Here is a 25,964-nt window from a genome sequence, read left to right as displayed (position 1 = left end):
CCCCGGTAACTGACTTGCAAGCGTTTACCATAGCGGTAGATGCCATGGGTGGGGACCTAGGCCCCGCCGTAACAGTGCCCGCCATAGCGCGGGCACTGCTGCTTTACCCCTCTTTATCGGTCCGCCTTTTTGTCTGCGGCGATATCAGCAGTGACATCAAATCCGCCGGTCTTGAAAACCACCCGCGCCTGACGCAGGTGTCGGCTGCCTGTACCGTCGGCATGGATGAACGCCCGTCCAGTGCGCTTCGCACCAAACGCGATTCGACCATGGGCGAAGCCATCAAAGATGTGGCCGATGGCCAGTCCCAGGCCTGTGTCAGTGCCGGTAATACCGGGGCGCTGATGGCCCTTTCTCGGCATTTTCTTAAGACCCTGCCCGGTATCGACCGGCCCGCCATTGTCTCTGCCATGCCGGCAGTGAACGGTAAGCGCGTCTATATGCTGGATTTGGGGGCTAATGTCGCCTGCGACTCCGAGACCCTCTATCAATTTGCCGTGATGGGCTCAGCCATGGCCCGTACCGTTGAAGGTATCGGCTCGCCAAGAGTGGCGCTGCTTAATATCGGCGAGGAAGAGGTGAAGGGGAACGACCAGGTTCGCCACGCCGCTAACCTGCTGCAAGATGCCCCCAGCATCAATTACATCGGCTACCTCGAAGGCCATGACATTTTCACCAACAAGGCTGATGTGATTGTCTGCGACGGCTTTGTTGGCAACGTAACCCTCAAAACCTGTGAAGGTATCGCCCAGTTTTTCCTGGCTCAGCTCAAGGAAAGCTTCGGGCAGAGCCTTTGGGGCCGGGTGCTTGGCTGGTTGATCCGGCCTTTTGTAAGAACGGTTTACGCCAGGGTGAACCCCGACCAGTACAACGGGGCCAGTCTGGTAGGATTGCGCGGTATTGTCGTGAAGAGCCACGGGAATGCCGGCATTGATGCTTTCTTTAATGCCATCGAGCAGGCACTGCACAGTGCAGAGCGCCATTTGCCAGACGGCATCGAAAGCAGCATCGGCACCGTTTTATTGGACAAGCACTGAGCCTTACATGCATTCAAAAATTCTGGGTACAGGCAGCTATCTGCCTGGGAAGGTGCGCACCAACGCCGATTTGGAAGCGATGGTCGAAACCAGCGATCAGTGGATCGTTGAGCGCACCGGGATCAGCGAGCGCCGTGTCGCCGCTGAAGACGAAACCGTAGTCACCCTGGCTGTCCCTGCCGCCAAAGCCGCCATCGAAGCCGCCGGCATCGAAGCAGGCGACATCGACCTCATCATCTTTGCCACTACCACGGCGCCGCATTCTTTCCCTTCTGCCGCCTGCTGGCTGCAGGCCGAACTGGGTATTCCCGGTATCGGCGCCTTTGACGTGGGCGCTGCCTGCGCGGGCTTTACCTATGCGCTGACGGTGGCGGACCAATTCATTCGCGCAGGCTCTGCCAAGAAGGTACTTGTGGTAGGCGCCGATGTGCTGACCAAGGTCTGCAACCCTGAAGACCGCTCCACTATCATTCTCTTTGGTGATGGCGCCGGGGCTGTGGTGCTGGGGGCAAGCCTGGAGCCCGGCATTCTTGGCAGCTGCATCCATGCCGACGGCCACTACGGCGACTTGCTGTGCGCGCCGCTGCCGAGCCGCGTCAAACACGAAGCCGATGCCTGGCTGCAAATGAAGGGCAACGAAGTGTTCAAGGTGGCGGTGACCAAGCTGGCGAGTGTGGTGACCGAAATACTCGACAGCAATGGCCTTGAAAAAGAAGCCATCGACTGGCTGGTTCCCCACCAGGCCAACTTGCGGATCATTACCGCCACCGCTAAAAAACTCAGCATGGGCATGGACCGTGTCGTGGTTAACCTCGACAAATACGGCAATACCTCTGCTGCCTCCGTGCCGGTCGCCTTGGACGAGGCGGTGCGGGACGGCCGTATTCAGCGTGGCCAACTCCTGCTGCTGGAAGCCTTCGGCGCCGGCTTTGCATGGGGTGCGGCCCTGGTTCGTTATTAATAAGGCCATATAAAATGCAACAAACAGCCTTTATCTTCCCGGGGCAGGGTTCTCAGAGCGTCGGCATGTTGGCCGAGCTGGCACAAGCCCACCCCGTGGTGCTGGAAACCTTTAACGAAGCATCACAAGTGCTGGGCTACGACTTGTGGGCCCTGGTGCAAAATGGCCCTGAGGCCGACCTGAACGCCACCGAGCGTACTCAACCGGCTTTGCTGGCCGCCTCTGTTGCCACCTATCGCGCTTACCTGGCCCTTGGCGGCAAGGCGCCAGCGATGCTGGCTGGCCATAGCCTCGGTGAATATTCGGCGCTGGTCTGCGCCGGCAGCTTGGCATTTAAAGACGCCATTGCTCTGGTGGAAGCCCGCGGGCAGTTTATGCAAAGCGCGGTGCCAGCGGGCAGCGGCGCCATGGCCGCCATTATCGGCCTGGACGATAATGGCGTAGTTGAAGGTTGCGCTGAAGCGGCCCAAGGCGACGTGGTTGAAGCGGTTAACTTCAACAGCCCCGGCCAGGTGGTTATCGCCGGCAGCAAAGCGGCGGTGGACCGCGCTTGCGAGGTACTCAAAGCCAAAGGTGCTAAACGGGCGCTGCCGCTTAGCGTATCAGTGCCAAGCCACTGCGCGCTGATGAAGCCTGCGGCCGAGCAACTGGCCGAGCGTCTGGCGGCCCTTGAGGTTAAAGCGCCAGAGATCAGCGTCATTAATAATGTGGACGTTGCCACCGAGACTTCGCCCGAGGCCATCAAAGCCGCGCTGGTGCGCCAGCTTTATAGCCCGGTGCGCTGGACTGAATCGGTTGAAGCCATGGCCAAGGCCGGTATCAGCGAGCTTTTCGAGTGCGGCCCCGGCAAAGTGCTGTGCGGTCTTGTAAAACGGATTGATAAAGGCCTGAACGCCAGCGCGCTTCACTCAAGTGAAGAGCTGCAGGCCGCTGTTAAGTGAGGAAAACATGTCTGACTTTTTGTCATTGACCGGCAAAGTGGCCCTGGTTACCGGTGCCAGCCGTGGTATTGGCCGCGCCATTGCCGAGCGTTTGAGTGCCCAGGGCGCTACCGTATTCGGTACCGCCACATCTGATAACGGCGCCCAAGCCATCAGTGATTACCTGGGTGAAGGCCGTGGCCTTAACCTCAATGTCACCAGCAGCGACAGCATCGAAGCGACCCTGGCCACCGTCAAGGAGCGGGCAGGGGATGTGGATATTCTGGTCAACAACGCCGGTATCACCCGCGACAACCTGTTGATGCGCATGAAAGATGAAGAATGGGACATGGTCATCGACACCAACCTCAAATCCCTTTATCGTCTTTCCAAGGCCGTGTTGCGGCCCATGATGAAGAAACGGACCGGCCGGATCATTTCCGTCGGCTCTGTGGTCGGCACCATGGGCAACCAGGGACAGGTAAACTACGCTGCTGCCAAAGCAGGTCTGTTGGGTTTCACCAAATCCCTCGCTCGTGAGCTGGCCTCACGCAATATCACCGTTAATGCAGTGGCTCCCGGTTTTATCGACACCGATATGACCCGTGAGCTGACTGAGGAACAAAAAGCGGCGATCTTCGGCCAAGTACCCCTTGACCGGTTGGGAAGTCCCGCAGAAATTGCCAGTGCCGTTGCCTTTCTTGCTTCCAATGAAGCGGGCTACATCACTGGAGAAACCTTGCACGTCAATGGCGGCATGGTGATGGCGTAAGTGATGGGAAATTGCGCGAATTGCGTCGAACACCGTTATTTATTCGTGGTTTGACCAGCAACTTCGCGGAATTCCTTTCCCTTGCAAAGATTTGGGGATCGAATACACTAGCCCCCATTCGCTATTCACAGCGTACTGCTAAGGAAATAACAAGCTATGAGCACTATCGAAGAACGCGTTAAGAAAATCATCGTCGAGCAACTGGGCGTTAAAGAAGAAGAAGTCAAAAACGAAGCTTCTTTCGTTGACGACCTCGGCGCTGACTCTCTGGACACCGTTGAGCTGGTGATGGCGCTGGAAGAAGAGTTCGACACCGAGATCCCGGACGAAGAAGCCGAGAAGATCACCACCGTGCAAGCGGCTATCGATTACGTTACCGCTCACCAAGGCTAATCTTCCAACAGGCGGCCAACTGGCCGCCTGTTTCCTGTCTAGACCCTCGTAAATATTCCTTTCGGAGGCTAACGCCGTGACCAAGCGTCGTGTCGTTGTAACCGGTATGGGCATGCTGTCGCCGGTGGGCAACAGCGTAAACGCATCCTGGCAAGCCCTTCTGGCAGGGCAGAGTGGCATCGATACCATCTCCTGCTTTGATACCAGCGCCTTTACCACCCGTTTCGCCGGTAACGTTAAGAACTTTGACGTCACCGAATACATGTCCAGCAAAGACGCCAAGAAAATGGATCTTTTTATCCAATACGGCGTTGCTGCAGGGATCCAGGCCCTTAAAGACAGTGGCATCGAACTGGATAAGACCGATATGACCCGCTTTGGCGTGGCTGTCGGCTCCGGCATCGGTGGCCTGGGCCTCATTGAGAAAAACCACGAATCCTTGCTGGCCAGCGGCCCGCGTAAGATGTCGCCCTTTTTCGTGCCCAGCACCATCATCAACATGGTGGCCGGACACCTGTCCATCATGCATGGTTTGCGTGGCCCTAACATCGCCATCACCACCGCCTGTACCACAGGGGTTCATAACATCGGCCATGCAGCGCGGATGATTGCCTACGGCGATGCCGACATCATGTTGGCCGGTGGCGCCGAGATGGCCTGCACGCCGCTGGGTATGGGCGGCTTTGGTGCCGCTCGCGCGCTGTCTACCCGTAACGACGCCCCCCAAGCGGCCAGCCGCCCCTGGGACCGCGACCGCGACGGCTTCGTGCTGGGTGACGGCGCCGGCATCATGGTGCTGGAAGACTATGAGCATGCCAAGGCCCGTGGCGCCCGCATCTACGCGGAATTTACCGGCTTTGGTATGAGCGGCGACGCCTACCACATGACCTCACCGCCGGACGACGGCGCCGGTGCGGCATTGGCCATGGTCAACGCCCTTAGAGATGCCCGGCTTAACCCAAGCCAGGTGGGCTATGTCAACGCCCACGGCACCTCCACCCCAGCCGGCGATATTGCCGAAAGCAACGCGGTCAAAGCGGTGTTTGGCGACCATGCCTACAAGATGATGGTGAGCTCCACCAAATCCATGACCGGACACCTATTGGGAGCGGCAGGCGCCATTGAAGCCATCATCTCGGTGATGAGCATCTATGACAACGCCATCGCGCCCACCATCAACCTGGACAACCCCGCTGAAGGTTGCGACCTGGACTACGTGCCCCACCAGGCACGCCAAGCCAAGGTCGACCATGTGCTGTGTAACTCCTTTGGCTTTGGCGGTACCAACGGCTCCTTGTTGTTCAGCCGCGTCTAAAAGGGTGTAACTTGGCAAAAACGCCTGATAACCTTACGGCTTATCAGGCGTTTTTTATTACCTATGCTAAGCCTCGAACCTTATCCCAGCCGCCTGCAATACGGCGACGGTCATTTCACCACGGTGCGCGTCAGCGCCGGCTTGCCGGTTAACTGGCTGGCCCACCAATATCGTCTGGACGAGGCCTGTGCGCGCCTTGCCATGGCGCCCATCGACTGGCAGACACTGACACCGGCAGTAATGGCCGAGGCCAAGCGGCAAGGGCAGGGTGGCCTTAAGATCTTGGTGGCAAGGGCCCCCGGTGGCCGCGGCTACAAGCCGGGCCCAGGTGACAATCACATTTGGCTAAGCCGCTTTGCCGAGCCTGCCCATTACCCCCAATGGCGCCAGGCAGGCATCAGCCTGGCGCAGCTTCCCATTACCCTCGGTTCAAGCCCATTGCTGGCCGGGCTCAAGCATTGCAATCGCCTTGAGCAAGTGTTGGCGGCCCAGGCCTTGAGTGAACTTAATTGTGACGACGGCATTTTGCTGGACGAAAGCGGCCATGTAGTCTCGGCCATCAGTGCCAATGTGTTTTGGTTCAACGATGGCAAGTTGCATACCCCGAGCCTTGATAAAGCTGGCGTGCAAGGCACGCTGCGTTCGCAGATCCTCGCGCAAAGCTCGGTGCGGGTGGGGTGCTGGGGATTTGCTGCCTTGTTGGCTGCTGACGAAGTCTTTGTCACCAACGCCCTGATGGGCGTGGTGCCGGTGCGGCGCATCGAGCAAAAACATTTTGGCGATTTTTCGCAAACCCGTTCTCTTATCAATAGCTTGCAACTATGAAAAAACTGTTTTGGGTACTGGCGGTAGTGATGGCCGCCGGGGTGGCCTTTATCGGTGTGGCGACGTGGCAATATCGCCAGGCTCTTGAGAGGCCGTTGGCCGTCCCGGTGGCCCAGACCTACCGCATAGATAGCGGCGTCAGCGCCTATCAGCTCATTAAAACTATGCAAGGCGCTGGCTGGCTACAGCAGCGCTGGCCTTTTAAGGTGCTCCTAAAGCTTCAGCCGCAGCTGGCGCACATCAAAGCGGGCTGTTACGCCCTGACCCCAACCACCACCGCTCAGCAATTGCTGGCTGACGCAGCTGCTGGTAAAGAGCAGACCTTTTTAACCACCCTGGTGGAAGGGGAGCGCTTTAGCCAGTGGCGCGCCCATCTTGCCAACCAGCCTGAGCTGAAAGCCGGTGAGCTTAGCCAAGCAGCAGTGGCCAAGGCGTTGGGGGTTGATAACGTAGAAGGCTGGCTGCTACCTGACAGCTATCAGTACCGCTGCGGTGATACGGCGCTCAGCATTTTTGAACACGCCCACAAGGCGATGCTCGGCTACCTCGATAGCGCCTGGCAAAACCGGGCCGACGGATTACCTTACAGCGACCCATACCAAGCGCTTATCATGGCGTCTATTGTCGAGAAAGAAACGGCGGTACCGGCCGAGCGGCCGCTTATTGCCTCGGTCTTTATCAACCGTCTGCGCCAGGGTATGCGCCTGCAAACCGACCCCACGGTGATCTACGGCCTGGGCGAAAGTTTTGACGGCAACATCACCAGGGCTGACCTTAAAAAGCCGACCCCGTACAATACCTATGTGATTAAAGGGCTGCCGCCTACCCCCATCGCCATGCCGTCGCGGGCCGCCATTGATGCGGTGTTGCACCCGGACCAGGCCGATTACCTGTACTTTGTAGCCAAAGGCGACGGCAGCCACGTCTTTTCAAAGACCCTGCGTGAACATAACAACGCGGTCAACCGCTACCAACGAGGCCATAAATGACCCTGAATGCCCCCGGATTTGTCGTTATCGAGGGCCTGGAAGGCGCCGGTAAATCCACCGCCGTCGCCAGGGTGCGCGCTTTTTTGGAAAGCCGCGGCGCCTCCGTGGTGCAAACCCGCGAGCCTGGCGGCACGCCGCTGGCAGAGAAAATGCGCGAGTTGGTTAAAAACGTTCACGACGAGCCCCTGACGCCCCAGGCTGAATTGCTGCTGATGTACGCCGCAAGGGTGCAGTTGGTGGAGAATGTCATTAAACCGGCCCTTGCCGCCGGTAATTGGGTGGTGGGCGATCGCCACGACCTTTCCAGCCGCGCCTACCAGGGCGGCGGCCGGCAGCTCAGCAGCGCCCTTATCGACAGCATTCGCCAAGCGGTGCTGGGGGACTTCAAGCCGGTTCTGACCCTGTATCTGGATATTGACCCAAAACTGGGCCTGGAGCGGGCAAAAGCCCGGGGCGAGCTTGACCGCATCGAGCTTGAGCAGCTGGCGTTTTTTGAGCGCACCCGCGCGCGCTACCTGGCGTTAGCCTCTGCAGACCCCAGCATTGTCACCATCGATGCCGGCCAAGAGCTGGCCTTGGTGCACCAGGCCATCGACAAGGCGCTTGGCGACTTTTTGGAGCGCCACTGATGCTGCCCTGGCTGGCGCCTTATCTTGACCAGTTTGCCAAGTGGCAGGCTCATGATCGCCTGGCCCACGCCTATTTGCTGACCGGCCCAGATGGGGTTGGCAAGGGTTTGTTGGCAGACGAGCTGGCCCGTCATCTTTTGTGTAAAAACCGGGTCGGCTGTGGCCAGTGCCATGCTTGCCAGTTGGTGGCGGCCGGTACCCACCCCGATTTGTACCGGGTAGAGCCGGATAACGGCACCATCAAAGTGGACGCCATCCGCGCGCTCACCGGGCCTGTGTATAGCGCCGCCTTGATGGGCGGCGCCAAAGTGGTGGTGATGAACGGCGCCGAGCACCTTAACCTCAATGCCGCTAATGCGCTGCTTAAATCCTTGGAAGAGCCTCCAGCCCAAACCTATTGGCTACTCACCAGCAGCCAGCCGGGGCAGCTGCTGCCCACCATTTTATCGCGCTGCCAAAAGCTGCATGTCCCGGCGCCTAGCGAAGCCGACTCCCTGGCATGGCTGGCCGGGGAGGGCATTGCGGCCAACCTGCCACTGCTGCGGCGTTTTCACGGCGCGCCCTTGGCCCTCAAAGCCGCCCTTGCCGGCCAGTACCTTGAAAACGTGCAAAAGCTCCAGGGCGACTTGGTAGCCCTTGAAACCCGGCGGCTTACTCCCGAAACCTTTGCCGACCGCTGGCACAAAGAGGCGCTTTTTTGCCTGGACGAGCTAACCCACCGGTTGCTTGACCAAGCCCGTTTGGCCCAGGGGCTGCCAGCCCTGTATCATGAGCGCCTCGACAGGCAGGAGCGGCTAAGCGAAGCGGCCTTGACCGAACTTTGGCAAGCGGTCCTCGGCCAGCGCCGTTTGCTCTTGGAGCAGCCCGCCGTTAACAGCAAATGGTTGTTGATGGACATTGCCTGGCAGTTATTGGAAGGAAGGAGCGATAGCCTTGTTGGTTGATTCCCATTGCCACCTGGAAAGACTGAAACTCAGCGAAGACGACACTCTGGCAGCGGCCCTTGACCGCGCCAAAGGCCGAGGCGTAGACAGCTTCCTGTGCGTTTGCGTGACCTTAGAGAATTTCCCGGACATGATGGCCGCCATCGACGGCTTTGATAACGTGGTGGCAAGCTGCGGCGTGCATCCGCTGGACCAAAAAGAAGCCCAGGACTTGGCCTCCCTGCATGACCTTTCCACCCACCCCAAAGTGGTGGCCATCGGCGAGACCGGGCTGGATTATTTTTACGCACCGGAAACCGCCGAGGTTCAGCAGTCATCGTTTCGCCACCACATCCAGGTTGCGCGCCAACGCCAGCTGCCCCTTATCATTCACACCCGCGACGCCAAGGAAGACACCCTTGGCATCTTGCGTGAAGAAAAGGCGGCTGAGGTCGGTGGCGTGCTGCACTGCTTTACCGAAGATCTGGACATGGCCCAGCAGGCCATCGAGCTTGGCTTTTTTATCTCCATCTCCGGCATCGTGACCTTTCGTAACGCCGAGGCGCTTCGCGAAACCGTTAAAGCCCTGCCGCTGGAGCGGTTGCTGGTGGAGACCGACAGCCCCTACCTGGCGCCGGTGCCGCACCGGGGGAAATCCAACGAGCCACAATATGTGCGCGACGTGGCCGAATTTGTGGCCGAACTCAAAGGGGTAAGCCTTGAAGCGTTGGCCAAGATAACCACCGACAACTTCTATCGCTGCTTTCCCAAGGCCAAGCCTCTGCTGGCTAACTAAAAAAGGCGCCGGATGGCGCCTTTTTTACGAAAGGGGTATTCAGCCAAGGCGCGCCGCAATGGCAGCTACGCGTTTGCCGTAGGCAAGGGCGGTATCGATATCGCCCTGGGGTATGGCGTCGGCGCCGGCATCGGTGGGAGATTGCACCAGCACCCCCATGGAGCCGCCCAGGTTGTTGATGTCGCTGCGGCTTGCGGCCAAAGTGTTGGCCGGCATCAGCCCCAAGCTCACCCACAACCCGCCATGTTGGCTGGCCAACACCTGTAAATAGCTCAAGGTGCTGTGCTTGTCGCCGTTGAGACTGCCGCTGTTGGTAAAGCCACCGAAGACTTTGTCCTTCCAGCCTTGCTGCATCCACACCTTGGAGCTGGCATCGGCGAATTTCTTAAACTGCCAGCTGGGCCCGCCCATGTAGGTGGGGGTGCCGAAGATAATGGCGGCGCTGTCTTTGAGGGTGGCCCAGTCGGCCTCGCTAATGTCCCCCTCACTGCTGATGGCGATAAGGGTGGCAGCGGCGCCTTCGGCCACCGCTTCGGCTACGCGCTGGGTGTGACCGTAGCCGGAATGATAAACAACACTGGTCTTGGGCATGTCGTACTCCATGTCGGTTCAACGGGTGGGTAAAAGCCGGCGCTTTGCACATAAAAGAAGCCCGAAACCAGGTCCTTGTTTCGGGCTTAGGGGAATGGCTCTCGGTGAGAGCCGTGCGCTAATTAACGGTGTGTACAAAGTGTGCAAAACCTGTGATTTAGGGTAGCTGAGCCTTGCTCACTTTGCCTGCCATTAACGCCATTTATTCAATAAAACGCCGGGCTTTATTCATCAAAGCCCCTGATCTTTAACCAATTCCCTGGGCAGCCTGTTCTTCAGTTTGTTCTTGATAACCTTGACGCTACCCAGTGGATATCCTTCCAGGGAAACCAGCTGCTCGCCACCGGCGGGGGTGTCTCTTGCGATGTCGCGGCCCTTTAAGAACTCGCTGGCCTCGTCAAGGCTCAGGGCAATGCTTTGACAGTGTTGGCCAAAGGCCTGAATGAAATCTTGATGCAATCGCCATTCCTTGCCGGCTTGTTCGGCCACCTTGATACCGAGACGGTCCATGCGAAAGCGGCCAATGAGCGCTTCTCCTGCCTTGGGGAAATGCCACAAGGTTTGCTCGCGCTGCCAAAGGTTTAGCGGCTGGGTAAAACCGAACTGCTCGGCAAGGTAGTGGCCAAAAGCCTCGGCCACTTTCTTCGGGGCGCTTTGGTAGGGAAACTTGCCGAGCTTAAAGCCGGGGGGCTCGCTCTCGACACTGCCGGTCTTTTTAATGGCCGCCACAAAGAAGCCTTCGGAGTCGTAAATCTGCGGCCAGATATGCAGGTACCCCTCTTCGGTCAGCGCCTTGTCGGCTCCCTCAAACAGCCCTTCAAGAGATAGCACTTCGACCTTGCCTGGGTGGGCCTTGATAAGGCTGTCCAGCACCTGCTGGTTTTCCTGGCGGTTAAGGGTGCAGGTGGAGTAGGCCAGCACGCCGCCAACCTTAAGGGCCGAAAAGGCCGACGCCAACAACTGCTGTTGCAGGGCACTTATCTCGTCGATATGGCTTTGGGACCAGTTTTTCAGGGCGTCGGCGTCTTTACGGATAGTGCCTTCGCCGCCGCAAGGGGCATCGAGGAGGATGGCGTCAAAGGTTTCCGGCAGGGCGCTGCCAAAGACCCGGCCGTCAAAATGGCTCAGGGCCACGTTGGCCACCCCCAGGCGCTGAATGTTGGCGGCCATGGATTTAAGGCGCGAAGCTGATAGCTCGTTGGCCACCAGCACCCCGCCATTTTGCATCAGGGCGGCCAGTTGGGTGGTTTTGGAGCCGGGTGCCGCGGCCATGTCCAGCACCTTTTGTGCTTGGCCTTCAAGGACATGCCAAAGGGCCGTGGGTGGCATCATCGACGAGGCTTCCTGCACGTAAAAAAGCCCCAGCTGATGCTCGGGCTCGTTGCCCAGCATTTTTGACTCGTCGTCGCGCTCGACCCAAAAGCCGCTCTCGCACCAGGGAATGGGAGAAAGTTGCCAGCCCTTGGGCGCCATACGCGCCTGAAAGTCGGCAACGCTTATCTTGAGGGTGTTAACGCGGATGGCCTTTCTCAGCGGCCGCTGGCAGGCAGCAGCAAAGTCTTCGCGGCTAAGCTCGCTTGGCATGATGGCGTCCATGGCCGCCAGGAAGGAAGGGGGAAGGAAGGCTTTGCTGTGCACGCTGACTCTCGGGCCTTTAAAACAGGCCCGAGAGTGTAGCAAAAAGCCTTAGCTTTGGGGACGCGGCAGCTCCGGCGACCATTGCTCCCAGTGCTCGGGGGCGTCGCTTTGCAGCGGCATGGGTTTGTCGACCGGCTGGCCGCCGCCAAAGGTGGCAAATTGAATGCCGCCCTGGGCGATGGCTTGCAGGCTGTCGGTGTTGAATTTAAAGCCGTCCAGGAAGCCGAAGCTGGCTTTGAAGCCGGCTTTCACCCAAAAACGGCTGTTGCTGGTGACCCACTGGGCCGCCTCATCGCGGATGGCAAGGCGAATAAAGACCCCATCGCCGGTCGGCATCAGTTTAAGGCTCAAGATCTGGCCTACCGGCAGATCCCGGTACCACACCGGCGCCCCGGCACTGAGCCCGGCGGCGCTGGTGGCAGCCACCACCACTTCTTTATGGGGATAAAGGGTGGGGGAGAGGGTAAAGGCGGTCTCTTGCTGGGCACTCTTATCCTTAGCCGGCATCACGGCGATATAAGGGCCGAGCAGGGCGTCAAGATGGTCAACCCCGCCAAGGGACAGCTGCGGGCGCACCAGGCTGAACTGGCTGCCGTGGCGGGCAAAGCGTTCGGCAAGATTGCTGTCAAAGCGGATGGTCAACACCCGGCCTTGGTCGTTGTCATCGAGGTTGACCACTTTGCCCACCGGGTAACCGAGGTATTTGACCGGCGCATCCGGGGTTATCTCGGTAAGAGCCGGTACCAACAGGGTTATCTCGGGGCCAACGGCCAGGGCGCTGTCTTTATTGGTAAAGATGCGGGTGCGCTCTTCCTTGCTGCCCGGGTCTTTAGCATCCACCAGCTCAATGCTGCCAGCAACGGCCGAGGCAAGGTCAGGAATGCTGACCCGGATCCCTTTAAGATCGGCCTTCATGGCGATAGGAGGCTGCCAATAAAAGCGGCTTTTGGCGCCAAGGGTGATGTCCTTACGAATGGCCACCTTGATCTGCGCTTCCTTGCCGCCTTTTTCCAGGGTGCTGCTTTGCACTTCCCCTATGGTAAAGCCGTTGCGGCGCACCGGGGTACCGGTGGGCAGGGAGTGGGGCGGCGAGACATGCAGCGTCAAATGCTGCATCGGTACCGCGCTTTGCTTATCCAACACGAAAAGGCTGTCATAGGGGGCGTCTTCGCCCTTGCCGGGCAGGATGTTAACGGCCCCTTCCCACCAGGTTTCGAGAGGGGCGGTTTTCAGCTTGAACTTTTGAAAACTGGCGTCCACTTGCAACGGATCGGCAGATTCAAAGCGGCTGTCGCGGCGAACCAGCTGCCGGTAAGCCTGCTGAATGCTGGTTTCGGCAATGACCTTGTCACCCTCAAGGTGCGAGTAAATCACTTCACCTACTGTAAAGCCTTTGTACTGAATGGGCGTACCATCGGCCAGCTTGTGGTCGCTGCTGATCTTAACCAAAAGCTCGCTGTCGCTCTTGTTGGGCAGCGGTGGCTCGTTGTGGAGGATATGGCGGCCATCCACCCCTTGCAGCAAGCGAATGTACTGGGGATGTAACAGGGTGGCGACCTGTAAATCTTTGAGGCTACGCTGGGCTACCCAGGCGTAGAAGGGATTGACCGGCTGCTCGTTAAAGCCCAGCAACACCCCGGAGTCGTTGCTGTCCATCACTTCACCCACCACTTGCTGATGGGCAATGATGGGAGTGCCTTTGGGCAGGAACACCTGCTGGTCAAAGTTAAGGTGCACCTGGTGGTTAAAGCGCCGCTCCTGGTCCAGCACAAAGCGCTGGCCGTATTTGGCGGCCGGGGAGTCGTCCGGGGAGTCCATTTGCAGCCCGCCGCTTAGCATGGACACCAGGCCCTGGCTGTCGACTTTCACGCCGTTAAGGCCGGCCTGAATTTTAAGGCCGGACACATCTTTAAAGCGGCTGTCCCTTTTCACCAAGTCGGCATAGTTTTCATCAAAGGTGAGCTGCAACACCACGGCGCCGGCTTCTTTGTCCAGGCGGTAGCTGTGCACCTCGCCGATGGGCACGCGCCGGTAATAGACAGGGGAGCCGTCGGTCAGCGAGCCTAAGTTACGCAGCGCAAGCTCCACCATGAACACCCCTTCTGGCACCGGTTCGGGCGGCGGGGTATGGCGGGCAACAAAATCCCGCTGGGGCTTGCCGTCACCGGGCAGCATGGCGATGTAGTTACCGGAGAGCAGGGTATCAAGGCCCGATACCCCCAACAGGCTGGCCGTGGGTTTAACCAGCCAGAACTGGGTGTTTTCCTTTAAAAGCGGCTCCACATCGCGCATGGCGTTGATGTGGGCAGTAAATTCCCCGGTTTTGGCGTTAAAACTGAGGCGGCTAACCACTCCTACCTTAAAGCCCTGGTAGCGCAGCTCGGTTTTGCCGGGCACCAGGCCCTTGGCCTCGGGGAAAGTGAGGGTGAGCAGCAGGCCGCGTTCCACAAACTGCTGATAAATCAAATAGCTGGCCAGGGCAATGGCCAGCAGCGGCACCACCCACACCAAAGACACACGCCGCACCTTGCGGATCTCGGGTTTATCCATCACGTTGACGGCGGTTTTTTTCATCTTGTATCCATAACCAACGGGTATCGAAACGCATGGTGACCAGCATGGTCAGCACCACCACCATGGCAAAAGGTGTGGCGGCGGGGCCCACCTCGAATTGAGACAAAACCCCTTGATCAACAAGGGTAACCATAATGGTGATCACAAAAATATCCAACATCGACCAGCGGCCGACAAAGTGCACCAGTTTGTAAAGCTTTTGGGCGCGGCGCGGCGAAAACTCATGGCCCTTGGAACGGTAAAGAATGATGCCAAGCAGCAAAATCTTACCGATGGGCACCACGATGGAAGCCACAAACACCAGCACCGCAATACCGGGGCTGCCAGCGTTACTTAAGGTAAGCACCCCGGAAAGAATGGTATCGGCGCCGGTGGAGCCAAAAGAAGTGGTGTAGCTGATGGGCAAAAAGTTGGCCGGCACCAGTAGCACGCAAGAGGCGATAAGCAGCATCCAGCAAAGGCGCCGGCCCTGGGTAGGGCGGCTTTCCAAATGGCGCTGGCAGCGCCAGCAATACTCGGCGGAGGCCACATTGAGGGCATAACAGCGCACACAGCTTCGTAGCCCATCGACATTTTTAAGGGGCTGCTCGGCAATGCGCTGCCAAAGCTCGGCCGGGCGAATACCTTGCAGCAATGCCGCCATGGCCAGCTGCCCCAGCACCAGGCTCCACATGCCGGCTTTGAGGTGCAGATCGCCAATGTCTCCCAGTTTGACCATGGACACGCAAAGCCCCACCAGCAGGATGTCGAGCATGCACCATTCCTTGAGATACCCAAGGGCCACCATGCTTTGGCGGCGCATATGGCTGTCGGGGGCAAATAGCACAAAGAGCAGCAGGCAAGACATCAAGATAGGTACCGCCAGCGCGGTCAGGAACACCAGAAAAGACGGGATCCACTGGCCTTCTTGGGCGAGGTTGATAATGCCGCTTAGCAAGGTGGCATCGGTACTGATGCCAAAGACGCTAAAGCTCACCAGGGGCATGAACAGCAAACACAGGGTGCCGAGGGAGAGGGTCATCGCCAGGGCCACCATGGTGCGGGTTTTCATGCGCCGGCCTTCGGCAATGGCGCCGCCGCAGCGCGGGCACCAGGCGTTATGGCCGGTATCCAAGGCGCAGCCGCTCATATGCAGCAAGCAGTGGGGGCAGACTATCTGGGGTTCGGACATGGCGGGCCGATCCGTTAACGGCGATCCGCCCATGCTATCTGCTCAGCCAGGCAGCCTCAAGCAGATCAAGGTCTTTCAGCTTGAGGTTGACGTTAACGTAAAGCAAGGATTAGTCTGAGAGGAGTTTTCCCCATGTGAGGTTTGTCATGTCTCAGGGACGCAAATTCCGCGAGCTGGTTGCCAGCGAACACCCCCTGCAAATTGCCGGTACCATCAATGCCTATATGGCGCTGATGGCCAAAGCGGCTGGTTTTAAAGCCCTTTACCTGTCTGGCGGCGGCGTGGCCAACGCCAGCTTTGGCCTGCCTGACTTGGCCATTACCACCCTTAACGATGTGGCTCTCGATGCCGAGCGCATTACCGGCGCCGTGGATCTGCCGCTGTTGGTGGATATCGATGTGGGCTGGGGCGGCGCCTTTAACATTGGCCGCACCATCAAGACCATGGAGCGGGCCGGGGTGGCCGCCGTGCATATGGAAGATCAGGTTTCGCAAAAGCGCTGTGGCCACAGACCCAACAAGGAAGTGGTCTCCACCAGCGAAATGCAAGACCGCATCAAAGCCGCCGTTGATGCCCGCCAGGACAGCAACTTCGTAATCATGGCCCGCACCGACGCGCTGGCTGTAGAAGGCCTGGACGCCGCCGTCGAGCGCGCCGCTGCCTACGCCGAAGCCGGCGCCGACATGATCTTTGCCGAAGCCATGACCGACCTTAACCATTACGACCGCATCAAAGCTGCCTGCGGCGTGCCGGTGCTAGCCAACATGACCGAGTTCGGCCAAACAGAGCTTTACCACAAGGCCCAGTTGGCCGAGCACGGCGTTGACATGGTGCTTTATCCGCTGTCGGCGTTTCGCGCCGCCAATGCCGCCGCGGTCAAGGTCTTTGAAGCCATCCTTCGCGACGGCCACCAAAACGCCGTGGTAGACACCATGCAAACCCGCAGCAAATTGTACGACTACCTCAATTACCACCAGTACGAGCAAAAGCTCGACGCCCTATTTGCCAAAGATAAATAAAAAGAGGAATGCAGCATGGTTGATAAAGCATTGGGGGGAGCTGGCCTTCGCGGCCAGGTCGCCGGACAAACCAGCATCTGTACCGTCGGCACCGCCGGTAACGGCCTGCATTATCGCGGCTACGACATTGAAACCCTGGCCGACAAAGCCTGCTTTGAAGAAGTGGCATATCTGCTGCTGCGCGGTGAGCTGCCCAATGAAGCCGAGCTTGGCGCCTACAAGACCAAGCTCAAGGGCATGCGCAAGCTGCCAGCCACCCTTTGCGAGATGTTGGAGAAAATCCCTGCCGACGCTCACCCCATGGACGTGCTGCGCACCGGTTGCTCGGCCCTGGGTAACCTGGAGCAAGAAGGGGACTTTAGCGTGCAGATGGACGTATCCGACCGCCTGCTGGCGACTTTTCCCGGCATCATCAACTACTGGTACCGATTTAGTCATGACGGAGTGCGCATTGACACCGACTCGGACTGCGACAGCATCGGCGGCCACTTCCTGGCGCTGCTGCACGGCAAAGCGCCGAGCGCGCTTTTCGAAAAAGTGATGAACGTGTCGCTCATCCTCTACGCCGAGCATGAGTTCAACGCCTCCACCTTTACCGCCAGGGTCTGCGCCTCCACCCTTTCTGACATGCACTCTTGCGTGACCGCCGCCATCGGCTCGCTCCGTGGCCCGCTGCACGGCGGTGCCAACGAGATGGCCATGGCCATGATTGAGCATTGGGCCAGCGAAGAAGAAGCGGTGTCGCGCCTAAACGCCATGCTGGAGCAAAAAGAGAAGATCATGGGCTTTGGCCATGCCATCTACCGCACCAAGGACCCGCGCAACGCCGTTATCAAGTATTGGTCCAAGGCCTTGGCCCGGGACTTTGGGGACGACCGTCTGTACCGGGTTTCCGAGGCCACCGAGCAGTTTATGTGGGAGAAAAAGCAGCTGTTCCCCAACGCCGATTTCTTCCACGCCAGCGCCTATCACTACATGGGCATTCCCACCAAGCTTTTTACCCCGATTTTTGTTTGCTCAAGGGTATCGGGCTGGACCGCCCATGTAATGGAGCAGCGGGCCAACAACCGCATTATCCGGCCTTCGGCCGAATACACCGGGCCTGATGTCAGGGAATTTGTTGCCCTGGAAAACCGCTCCTGATAAAGAAAAGTGGCCCTTCGGGGCCCTTTGCCGTTAGTGACAACACGAGTTCAAGGCATGAACAGCCAATTTCGAAAAGCCCTGCCGGGCACCTCGCTTGACTATTTTGATACCCGCGCCGCCGTCGACGCCCTGGTGCCGGGGGCCTATGCGCGCCTTTCCTATACCGCCCGGGTGCTGGCCGAAAACCTAGTGCGCCGAGCAGAACCGGCGCGCCTTAACGATTACCTGGGGCAAATCATCCACGGCAAACGGGAGCTGGATTTCCCCTGGTTCCCGGCCCGGGTGGTGTGCCACGACATTCTCGGCCAGACCGCCCTGGTAGACCTTGCTGGCCTTCGCGACGCCATTGCCGAGCGCGGCGGCGACCCGGCCAAGGTCAACCCGGTGGTGCCTACCCAGCTGATTGTTGACCACTCCCTTGCGGTCGAGCACGCCGGTTTTGACAAAGACGCTTTTGATAAGAACCGCGCCATCGAAGACAGGCGCAATGAAGACCGTTTCCACTTTATCAACTGGACCAAGCTCGCCTTTGAAAACGTCGAGGTTATTCCTCCTGGCAACGGCATCATGCACCAAATCAACCTCGAGAAGATGTCGCCGGTGGTGCAAGTAAAAGACGGCGTTGCCTTCCCCGATACCTTGGTGGGCACCGACAGCCACACTCCCCATGTTGACGCCCTGGGGGTAATAGCCGTGGGGGTAGGGGGCCTTGAAGCCGAAAGCGTGATGCTGGGCCGCGCCTCCTGGCTGCGCCTGCCCGATATCGTCGGCGTTGAGCTGACCGGTAAGGCGGCGCCCGGCATTACCGCTACCGACATCGTGCTGGCCATCACCGAGTTTTTGCGTAGCGAAAAGGTGGTGGGTGCCTATCTTGAATTCTTCGGCGAGGGCGCTCGCAGCCTCACCTTGGGCGACAGGGCCACCATCGCCAACATGACCCCAGAATACGGCGCCACCGCCGCCATGTTCCATATTGACGAGCAGACCCTTGATTACCTGCGCCTGACCGGCCGCGAAGAGGCCCAGGTGCAACTGGTAGAGCAATACGCCAAAACCGCCGGGCTCTGGGCCGATGGCCTTCAGAGCGCCGAGTATGAGCGCACCCTGCGCTTTGATTTAAGCTCGGTGGTGCGCAACATCGCCGGGCCCTCCAATCCCCATAAAAGGGTGCCGGTGAGCGAGCTTGGCAAACGGGGCATTGCCGGCGCCTGGCAGCAAGAGCCGGGGCTGATGCCAGATGGCGCCGTTATCATCGCCGCCATCACCAGCTGCACCAACACCTCTAACCCCCGCAACGTCATCGCCGCCGGCCTCTTGGCCCGCAACGCGGTGCAAAAGGGCCTGGTGCGCCAGCCTTGGGTCAAAACCTCCCTGGCACCGGGCTCCAAAGCGGTAGAGCTGTATCTGAAAGAAGCAGGGCTACTGGGGTACCTCGAGCAGCTCGGTTTTGGGGTGGTGGGCTTTGCCTGCACCACCTGTAACGGCATGAGCGGCGCCTTGGACCCGGTTATCCAGCAGGAGATCGTCGAGCGCGACCTCTATGCCACGGCGGTGCTCTCCGGTAACCGAAACTTTGACGGCCGCATTCATCCCTATGCCAAGCAGGCCTTTTTGGCCTCGCCGCCGCTGGTGGTGGCCTACGCCATTGCCGGCACCATCCGCTTTGATATCGAAAAAGACGCCCTGGGGGTGGACGCCGAAGGCCGCAGTATTACCCTCAAGGACATCTGGCCCGATGACGGCGAAATAGACGCCATCATCAAGCAAAGTGTAAAGCCAGAGCAGTTCAAAGCCGTGTACGACCCCATGTTTAACCTGAAGGTGGACTACGGCCAAAGTGTCAAGCCACTGTATGACTGGCGGCCACAAAGCACCTATATTCGCCGCCCGCCATACTGGGAAGGCGCCCTGGCCGGTGAGCGCAGCCTCAAGGGCATGCGGCCGCTGGCGGTGCTGGGGGATAACATCACCACCGACCACCTGTCGCCCTCTAACGCTATCCTGGCCAGCAGCGCCGCCGGCGAGTACCTAGCCAAAATGGGCTTGGCCGAAGAGGACTTCAACTCCTACGCCACTCACCGAGGCGATCACCTCACCGCCCAGCGTGCCACCTTTGCCAACCCCAAGCTTATCAACGAGATGGCGGTGGTGGACGGCGCCGTAAAACAAGGCTCCCTGGCGCGCCTGGAGCCTGAAGGCAAGGTAATGAGGATGTGGGAGGCCATCGAGGCCTACATGGCCCGGCGCCAACCCCTTTGCATTATCGCCGGCGCCGATTACGGCCAAGGTTCAAGCCGCGACTGGGCGGCAAAAGGGGTGCGGCTGGCTGGGGTTGAGGCCATCGTGGCCGAAGGCTTTGAGCGCATTCACCGCACCAACTTGATTGGCATGGGGGTATTACCGCTGCAATTTAAAGACGGCACCGACCGCCATACCCTGGGCATTGATGGCACCGAGACGTTTGATGTTAAAGGCACTCCTGCCCCCGGCGCCGAGCTGACGCTGGTGCTGCACCGCCACAACGGTGAGCGCCTTGAAGCGCCGGTCACCTGCCGCCTCGACACCCTCGAAGAGGTGTCTATCTACCAGGCGGGCGGGGTGCTGCAGCGCTTTGCCCAGGATTTTTTGGACGCCAATAACTGATCATCCCCTTAAGCCGCCAGGGAAGGCGGCTTTCCTTTTTTATGGGGCTCTTTTTGCCGGGCAGCCGGTGTGGAGTGATGTAATGAGTAAACCGCAAATCAAAATTCTGGCTACCTACATGCGCGGCGGCACCTCCAAGGGGGTGTTTTTTCGCTTAAACGACTTGCCCCCTGCCGCCCGTGAGCCGGGCCCAGCCCGAGACAAGCTGCTGCTTAGGGTGCTCGGTAGCCCAGACCCTTACGGCAAACAGATTGATGGCCTGGGTAACGCCAGCTCCAGCACCTCCAAGGCGGTTATCCTCAGTAAAAGCCAAAGGCCGGGCCACCATGTGGATTACCTCTTTGGCCAAGTCGCCATCGATAAGCCCTTTGTGGACTGGAGCGGTAACTGCGGTAACCTCTCGGCAGCGGTGGGCGCCTTTGCCATTCACAGCGGCCTGGTTGACAGCGCCTTGCTGCCCCAAAACGGCCACGTTGACATTCATATCTGGCAGCAAAACATCGGCAAAACCATCATCGCCCGGGTGCCCATCAGTGAGGGCCAGGTCCAGGAGACCGGCGATTTTGAGCTAGACGGTGTCACCTTTGCGGCCGCAGAGCTGCCGCTGACCTTTGTTGACCCGGCTGACGATGAAGGGGCGCTGTTCCCCACTGCAAACCTTGTCGACCAACTGGACGTCCCCGGCCTTGGCAGCCTTGAGGCCACCCTGATTAACGCCGGCATTCCCACCATCTTTGTGCGCGCCCGTGACATTGGTTACCGGGGCACCGAGCTGCAAGGTGATATCAATGGCGATAAAGCCGCTTTGGCGCGCTTAGAAGCGCTGCGCACCGCCGGGGCCCTCAAGATGGGGCTTATCAAAACCCCACAAGAAGCGGCCACCCGCCAGCACACCCCGAAAGTTGCCTTTGTGGCGCCTCCCACTAGCTATAACGCGTCGAGCGGTAAAACCGTGGCTGGCGACAGCATTGCCCTTTGTGTCAGGGCCATGTCCATGGGCCAGTTGCACCACGCCATGATGGGCACTGCGGCTGTCGCCATCGCTACCGCGGCGGCCATTCCCGGCACCTTGGTGAGCGAAGCGGCCGGCGGCTCTTCTAACAGCCTTCGCTTTGGCCACCCCTCTGGCACCTTGCTGGTAGGCGCCAAGGCAGGGCAGGACGCCAGCGGCAACTGGCAGGTGCAAGAAGTGTCCATGAGCCGCAGCGCCCGCATCATCATGGAGGGCTGGGTGAGGGTGCCCGAGGAGTGCTTTTAACCCGGCGTAAAGCGGGGCGTTCATCAGCCTCTCATAAAGCTTTGCAATACTGCCCCTGTCCTCTGAATTTCGGCGTGACCTGACCGAGGAAATGATTTACTGTTCATTCATACAGTAAATCAGGAGTCGTTATGGCCGTCGTTATTCAATACGTCGTAGTACGCAAGGGGATAGAGAAGATGACCTTTACCAGCAAACAGGAAGCAGATGCCTATGACAAGCTGCTCGACAGCGCCGATCTGTTGGCCGACCTGCTGGAAAAAGGCCCCGTGACCTTAAGTGAAGAGCACCGGGAGCAACTGGGGTTGTTCCTTGCTACCGAAAAGGATGCGCTGCTGGCGGCCCTTAAAGGCAAACCGGCAGCAACCAAACCGAAAAAGGAGAGCCCATGAAAGTAGCAGCGTTGGCCATGGTGCTGGCGGTAGCCAGCCCACTGACCATGGCCATGGACCGTTACGTAGCGGTGCAGGGCGAAGCAAGCCGCGCCGTGGCGCCGGATGAAGTTAGCTTCACCGTGTCCTTTAGCAGCGAAGGGGAGCAGTCTGATGTGCTGCTAAAAGACATCGAAGCCAAAGCCAAACCGTTTTTGGCGGCCATTAAAAAGCTCGGCGTGGCCGACAAAGACATCCAGGGCACCCGCTTTGACGTATCGCCGCGCTATGTAGACGGCAAAGCCGCCGGCCTTCGCGCTCAGCAAAGCTACCGGGTAACGGTGCACGACTTTGACCTTTACCCCAAGGCGCTGAAAGTGGCGGTAGACGCCCACAGCGACGGTATCGGCCAGGTACAGCTGGCTTATTCGGGGCAAGACAAGCTCTATCGTGAATTGCTGGCCCAAGCGGTGATGGATGCCAAGAGTAAAGCCGCGCTGCTGGCCAATGCCGGTGGCACCAGCCTGGGTAAAATGGTGAGTGTGGACGAGCAGGGCGGCGGCCGGGCGCCGGTGGTGTACATGCGCGCTGCCGCCATGGACAGTGGCCCTATGCAAACCCCAGGCACCATTGATGTAAGCGCCAGCGTGTCAGCCCGATTTGCGATTAAAGACTGACCGCCCGGCTCTAAAATAGCGCCTTAGGCCCTGTCTGGCGCATCCTTAACTGGACAGGGCCAAGCTTCCTACGTTATACCGACAGTTCGAATTTAAGGCCCTAAGGGCAAAACCAAAAATCTATGAGCAATAAAGCCGCTTTTTATACCGAAATAACCCAGATGGCATTGGGTCTTATCGACGGTGAACCGGATCTTATCGCTAACCTGGCCAACATCAGCGCCTTGCTGAATGAACACCTTGATGACCTCAACTGGGTCGGCTTCTACCTGCTTCAGGGCGACACCCTGGTGCTGGGGCCGTTCCAGGGTAAGGCTGCCTGTGTGCGTATCGAGGTTGGCAAAGGGGTGTGCGGAACAGCCGTTGCCCAAAAGGCCACCCAGCGAGTGGACGATGTTCACGCCTTCCCCGGTCATATCGCCTGTGATGGCGCCTCCAACGCCGAGATAGTCGTGCCCCTGGTGGTCAACGGCGCCATTATCGGTGTGCTGGATATAGATTCCCCTTCATTCAGTCGCTTTGATGCCGATGACGAAGCCGGGCTTAATGCATTCGTCAAGGCGCTGGGCGATGCCCTCAGCAACACTGGTAAATAAGCTGCCTGACCTTTTAGAATAAGCCGCTGCGCAGGTTTTAAGGCCCTGCGTGTCTGGCAAAGGAATACTCATGGAACAAACTGAAAGTTCGTCAAAACTCCCCGATACCAAGGCAGTACTTGCCTTTCTGGCTGAGACGTTCCCGCAATGCTTTACCCTCAAGGGCGAAGCCAAACCGCTGAAAATCGGTATTTTTCAAGACTTGGCCGAGCGCCTGGATAGCGACGAGCGGGTCTCCAAGACCCAACTGCGCATGGCGCTGCGCCACTACACCAACGCCTGGCGTTACCTGCGTAGCGTTAAAGCCGGTGTCGCGCGGGTTGATCTGGACGGCGCCGACAGCATCGCCGTTACCGACAGCGAAGCCGAGCACGCCCAAACCAGCCTGCATGAGTCCATGCGTAAGGCCGGTGTCGACCCGGACAAAAAGCCCCAGCGCAAACCCAATGATAAAAAGGCGCCGCGTAAACCGGCTCCTAGCGCCAAGCCCAAACCCCGCCAGGCACCGCGCCTGGACATCAACGCCCTGAAAGTGGGTGACGATGTGCGGGTGGTTGGGGGCCAGCGCCCTCTGCCGGGCACCGTGGTAGCCGTTGATAAGGATTCTGTGCAGGTTCAGCTGGTTACCGGCATGGTAATGCATGTAAAGGGCGAGCATTTGATCGCCGCCAAGGGAGAGTAACGGATGGTAAAGGTGATTCGACTGGCCGCGTTAACCGCGGCCATGGTGTCCACGTTCAGCTATGCGGTGGCACCCACCCTCGGTGAAGATGCGCTGCCCAAGTTGGCACCAGAAGCACAGCACGCGACAGAGACCAAGCGGATCACCACTTTGCTGCGCCGCTCCCACTACAAGCATTTCTCGCTGGACGACAAACTGTCCGGCGAGATCCTTGACCGCTACTTAAAAGATCTCGACTACAACCGCAGCATCTTTTTGCAAAGCGACATCGACGGTTTTAAAAAGCTCTACGCCACCCAAATCGATAACGACCTTATCGACGGCGACAACAGCTGGGCCTACGCCATCTACGACCTTGGCATGAAGCGCCGCTTTGAACGCTTTGCCTATGCCTTGTCGCTGCTGGATAAACCCATGAGCTTTGATACCGAAGACAAATATGTCTACGACCGTACCGAAGCCCCCTGGCCCAAGGACGAGGCCGAGCTTAACGAGATTTGGCGCGAGCGCGTCAAATACGACGAGCTCAACCTCAGCCTGACCGGCAAGAAATGGGACGAAATCAAAGACACCTTGACCAAGCGTTACAACAACGCCATCAAGCGTCTTAGCCAGTCCCAGAGCGAGGATGTCTACCAGTTGGCCATGAACGCCTTTGCCAACCAGGTAGAGCCCCACACCAGCTATATGTCTCCCCGTAGCGCCGAGCGTTTTGACGTGGAGATGAACCTGCAACTGGAAGGCATTGGCGCGGTATTGCAGTCCATCGACGACTACACCGTGATTGCCTCTTTGGTTAAAGGTGGCCCGGCCGATAAATCCGGCCAGCTCAAGCCCGAGGACAAAATCATTGCCGTAGGGCAGGGCACCAAGGGCGAGATGACCGACGTGGTTGGCATGCGCCTTGACGACGTGGTCGAGCTTATCAAGGGCAAAAAAGGCTCCAAGGTGCGCCTGGAAGTGCTGCCCGGTGGCTCGGTCTCGGCCAAGCCCAAGACCGTTGTCATTGAGCGTGACAAGGTGCGCCTGGAAGACCGCGCCGCCAAGGGCGAGGTTTACACCATTCCCTACGGCGAATACAAAGGCCAGAAGGTGGGCGTGATTAACGTGCCGAGCTTCTATGTGGGCCTGTCTGCCGACGTGAAAAAAGAAATCGCCAAACTGAAGAAAGACAAGGTTGGCGCCATCATCATGGACCTTCGCGGTAACGGCGGCGGCGCGCTGACCGAAGCCTCGGCCCTGACTGGCCTCTTTATCGACGAGGGCCCGGTAGTGCAGGTGCGTAGCGCCAATGGCCGGGTGGATGTGGAAGGCGATTCCGACGGCGAAGTGGCCTACAGCGGCCCGCTGACGGTGCTGATTGACCGCTACAGCGCTTCTGCGTCGGAGATTTTCTCGGCTGCCCTGCAAGACTATGGCCGCGCCCTTATCATTGGCCAGAACTCCTACGGTAAAGGCACAGTGCAGCAGCACCGCGGTCTTGGCCGCCTGTACGACATGTTCGACAACAAAATGGGCTTTATCCAGTACACCATTGCCAAGTTCTACCGCATCAATGGCGGCAGCACCCAGCACAAAGGGGTGGAGCCGGATGTACTGCTGCCCCCAGAAATCGACCCGGATAAAGTAGGCGAGAGCACCAACGACAACTCGCTGCCCTGGGATCAGATCCCCCCGGCCGATTACCAGCCGCTGGACATGGTCAGCCACACCGCCGAGCTGCAAAAACTGCATGACGCGCGCATGGCCAAAGACCCCCGCTACGCTTATATCCTTGATGATCTTAAGGAATATAACGCCCACAAAGCGGACAAAACGGTGTCTTTGAATAAAGCCGACCGGGAAAAAGAACGTAAGGACGACGAAGCCAAACGCCTGGAGCGCATCAACTCCTGGGCCACATTCGAAGGCAAGCCGACTTACAAGACCCTGGACGACGTGCCCAAGGACTTCGAGCTTCCCGATGTGGATCTGGCCGAAGCCGCCCGCATCACTCTCGACTACGTCAAAGTCGATGACTTAGCTAAAAAATGAGATA

Annotated in this window: 24 protein-coding genes; 20 read left to right on the top strand and 4 right to left on the bottom strand. The window is 58.8% G+C overall.

Translation table 11 applies throughout. The annotated features are described in order from the left end of the window. Positions 1-14: 14 nt before the first annotated feature. The 11 genes from plsX to AC22G1_RS10100 all read left to right on the top strand — a co-directional run bounded on the left by plsX (position 15) and on the right by AC22G1_RS10100 (position 9,560). Positions 15-1,037 (top strand): phosphate acyltransferase PlsX, encoded by a 1,023-nt coding sequence (gene plsX / locus AC22G1_RS10150; protein WP_487316652.1) that lies wholly within the window; start codon positions 15-17, stop codon positions 1,035-1,037. Between the two features lie 7 nt (positions 1,038-1,044). Next, the gene (locus AC22G1_RS10145) at positions 1,045-1,998 is read left to right on the top strand and encodes a beta-ketoacyl-ACP synthase III (RefSeq protein ID WP_487316651.1); all 954 of its coding nucleotides are present in this window, start codon (positions 1,045-1,047) and stop codon (positions 1,996-1,998) included. A gap of 14 nt (positions 1,999-2,012) precedes the next feature. Beyond that, positions 2,013-2,939, top strand: coding sequence for an ACP S-malonyltransferase (fabD, locus tag AC22G1_RS10140; protein ID WP_487316650.1), 927 nt, complete (start codon positions 2,013-2,015; stop codon positions 2,937-2,939). Between the two features lie 19 nt (positions 2,940-2,958). Beyond that, positions 2,959-3,690: a 3-oxoacyl-ACP reductase FabG gene (gene fabG, locus AC22G1_RS10135; protein WP_487316712.1), complete on the top strand. Its 732-nt coding sequence runs from the start codon at positions 2,959-2,961 to the stop codon at positions 3,688-3,690. A gap of 156 nt (positions 3,691-3,846) precedes the next feature. Then, a complete protein-coding gene (acpP, locus tag AC22G1_RS10130; protein WP_050658220.1) occupies positions 3,847-4,083 on the top strand; it encodes an acyl carrier protein in 237 nt (78 codons plus the stop codon). Positions 4,084-4,159: 76 nt separating this feature from the next. Then, positions 4,160-5,398 carry a beta-ketoacyl-ACP synthase II gene (gene fabF / locus AC22G1_RS10125; RefSeq protein ID WP_487316649.1) on the top strand — a complete coding sequence of 413 codons (1,239 nt, stop codon included), beginning with the start codon at positions 4,160-4,162 and terminating at the stop codon, positions 5,396-5,398. Positions 5,399-5,461: 63 nt separating this feature from the next. After that, the gene (gene pabC, locus AC22G1_RS10120) at positions 5,462-6,223 is read left to right on the top strand and encodes an aminodeoxychorismate lyase (RefSeq protein WP_487316648.1); all 762 of its coding nucleotides are present in this window, start codon (positions 5,462-5,464) and stop codon (positions 6,221-6,223) included. Beyond that, positions 6,220-7,212 (top strand): endolytic transglycosylase MltG, encoded by a 993-nt coding sequence (gene mltG, locus AC22G1_RS10115; protein ID WP_487316647.1) that lies wholly within the window; start codon positions 6,220-6,222, stop codon positions 7,210-7,212. The genes pabC and mltG overlap by 4 nt, the downstream gene beginning before the upstream one ends. Next, a complete protein-coding gene (tmk, locus tag AC22G1_RS10110) occupies positions 7,209-7,841 on the top strand; it encodes a dTMP kinase (RefSeq protein ID WP_487316646.1) in 633 nt (210 codons plus the stop codon). Before mltG ends, tmk begins: the two co-directional genes overlap by 4 nt. Beyond that, entirely contained in the window at positions 7,841-8,785 is a 945-nt protein-coding gene (gene holB, locus AC22G1_RS10105) for a DNA polymerase III subunit delta' (protein WP_487316645.1), read from the top strand. Before tmk ends, holB begins: the two co-directional genes overlap by 1 nt. Continuing rightward, positions 8,775-9,560 carry a TatD family hydrolase gene (locus tag AC22G1_RS10100; RefSeq protein WP_487316644.1) on the top strand — a complete coding sequence of 262 codons (786 nt, stop codon included), beginning with the start codon at positions 8,775-8,777 and terminating at the stop codon, positions 9,558-9,560. The genes holB and AC22G1_RS10100 overlap by 11 nt, the downstream gene beginning before the upstream one ends. Before the next feature lie 39 nt (positions 9,561-9,599). Here AC22G1_RS10100 and AC22G1_RS10095 read toward each other — a convergent pair whose 3' ends face one another. The 4 genes from AC22G1_RS10095 to AC22G1_RS10080 all read right to left on the bottom strand — a co-directional run bounded on the left by AC22G1_RS10095 (position 9,600) and on the right by AC22G1_RS10080 (position 15,534). Then, positions 9,600-10,151: a flavodoxin family protein gene (locus tag AC22G1_RS10095; RefSeq protein ID WP_050658270.1), complete on the bottom strand. Its 552-nt coding sequence runs from the start codon at positions 10,149-10,151 to the stop codon at positions 9,600-9,602. A 231-nt stretch (positions 10,152-10,382) separates the two neighbouring features. Next, positions 10,383-11,747, bottom strand: coding sequence for a 16S rRNA (cytosine(1407)-C(5))-methyltransferase RsmF (gene rsmF, locus AC22G1_RS10090; protein ID WP_487316711.1), 1,365 nt, complete (start codon positions 11,745-11,747; stop codon positions 10,383-10,385). 90 nt (positions 11,748-11,837) lie between these two features. Continuing rightward, positions 11,838-14,363 (bottom strand): MlaD family protein, encoded by a 2,526-nt coding sequence (locus AC22G1_RS10085; RefSeq protein ID WP_487316643.1) that lies wholly within the window; start codon positions 14,361-14,363, stop codon positions 11,838-11,840. Continuing rightward, positions 14,332-15,534: a paraquat-inducible protein A gene (locus AC22G1_RS10080; protein WP_170164071.1), complete on the bottom strand. Its 1,203-nt coding sequence runs from the start codon at positions 15,532-15,534 to the stop codon at positions 14,332-14,334. The genes AC22G1_RS10085 and AC22G1_RS10080 overlap by 32 nt, the downstream gene beginning before the upstream one ends. A 146-nt stretch (positions 15,535-15,680) precedes the next feature. On the opposite strand from AC22G1_RS10080, the gene prpB reads away from it, so the two are divergent. From prpB to prc, 9 genes are all read left to right on the top strand, one after another. Next, a complete protein-coding gene (gene prpB, locus AC22G1_RS10075) occupies positions 15,681-16,553 on the top strand; it encodes a methylisocitrate lyase (RefSeq protein WP_487316642.1) in 873 nt (290 codons plus the stop codon). A 15-nt stretch (positions 16,554-16,568) separates the two neighbouring features. Beyond that, positions 16,569-17,696 carry a bifunctional 2-methylcitrate synthase/citrate synthase gene (prpC, locus tag AC22G1_RS10070; protein ID WP_487316641.1) on the top strand — a complete coding sequence of 376 codons (1,128 nt, stop codon included), beginning with the start codon at positions 16,569-16,571 and terminating at the stop codon, positions 17,694-17,696. Positions 17,697-17,753: 57 nt separating this feature from the next. Next, positions 17,754-20,342, top strand: coding sequence for a Fe/S-dependent 2-methylisocitrate dehydratase AcnD (gene acnD / locus AC22G1_RS10065; protein ID WP_487316640.1), 2,589 nt, complete (start codon positions 17,754-17,756; stop codon positions 20,340-20,342). Positions 20,343-20,424: 82 nt separating this feature from the next. After that, positions 20,425-21,600 carry a 2-methylaconitate cis-trans isomerase PrpF gene (gene prpF, locus AC22G1_RS10060; protein WP_487316639.1) on the top strand — a complete coding sequence of 392 codons (1,176 nt, stop codon included), beginning with the start codon at positions 20,425-20,427 and terminating at the stop codon, positions 21,598-21,600. 131 nt (positions 21,601-21,731) lie between these two features. Continuing rightward, positions 21,732-21,992: a YebG family protein gene (locus AC22G1_RS10055; RefSeq protein ID WP_083445786.1), complete on the top strand. Its 261-nt coding sequence runs from the start codon at positions 21,732-21,734 to the stop codon at positions 21,990-21,992. Beyond that, on the top strand, positions 21,989-22,648 hold the full coding sequence (locus AC22G1_RS10050; protein WP_487316638.1) for an SIMPL domain-containing protein: 660 nt from the start codon (positions 21,989-21,991) through the stop codon (positions 22,646-22,648). Before AC22G1_RS10055 ends, AC22G1_RS10050 begins: the two co-directional genes overlap by 4 nt. A gap of 122 nt (positions 22,649-22,770) precedes the next feature. Continuing rightward, the gene (msrC, locus tag AC22G1_RS10045; protein ID WP_050658204.1) at positions 22,771-23,244 is read left to right on the top strand and encodes a free L-methionine (R)-S-oxide reductase MsrC; all 474 of its coding nucleotides are present in this window, start codon (positions 22,771-22,773) and stop codon (positions 23,242-23,244) included. 70 nt (positions 23,245-23,314) lie between these two features. After that, the gene (proQ, locus tag AC22G1_RS10040) at positions 23,315-23,926 is read left to right on the top strand and encodes an RNA chaperone ProQ (RefSeq protein ID WP_487316637.1); all 612 of its coding nucleotides are present in this window, start codon (positions 23,315-23,317) and stop codon (positions 23,924-23,926) included. 3 nt (positions 23,927-23,929) lie between these two features. After that, positions 23,930-25,960, top strand: a complete 2,031-nt coding sequence (gene prc / locus AC22G1_RS10035) for a carboxy terminal-processing peptidase (RefSeq protein ID WP_487316636.1) — start codon at positions 23,930-23,932, stop codon at positions 25,958-25,960. Positions 25,961-25,964: the final 4 nt, after the last annotated feature.

The organism is Gallaecimonas zhanjiangensis, assembly GCF_057624825.1.
Note: the sequence above shows the minus strand (reverse complement) of the source record. Positions and strands in the feature narration are given on the sequence as shown.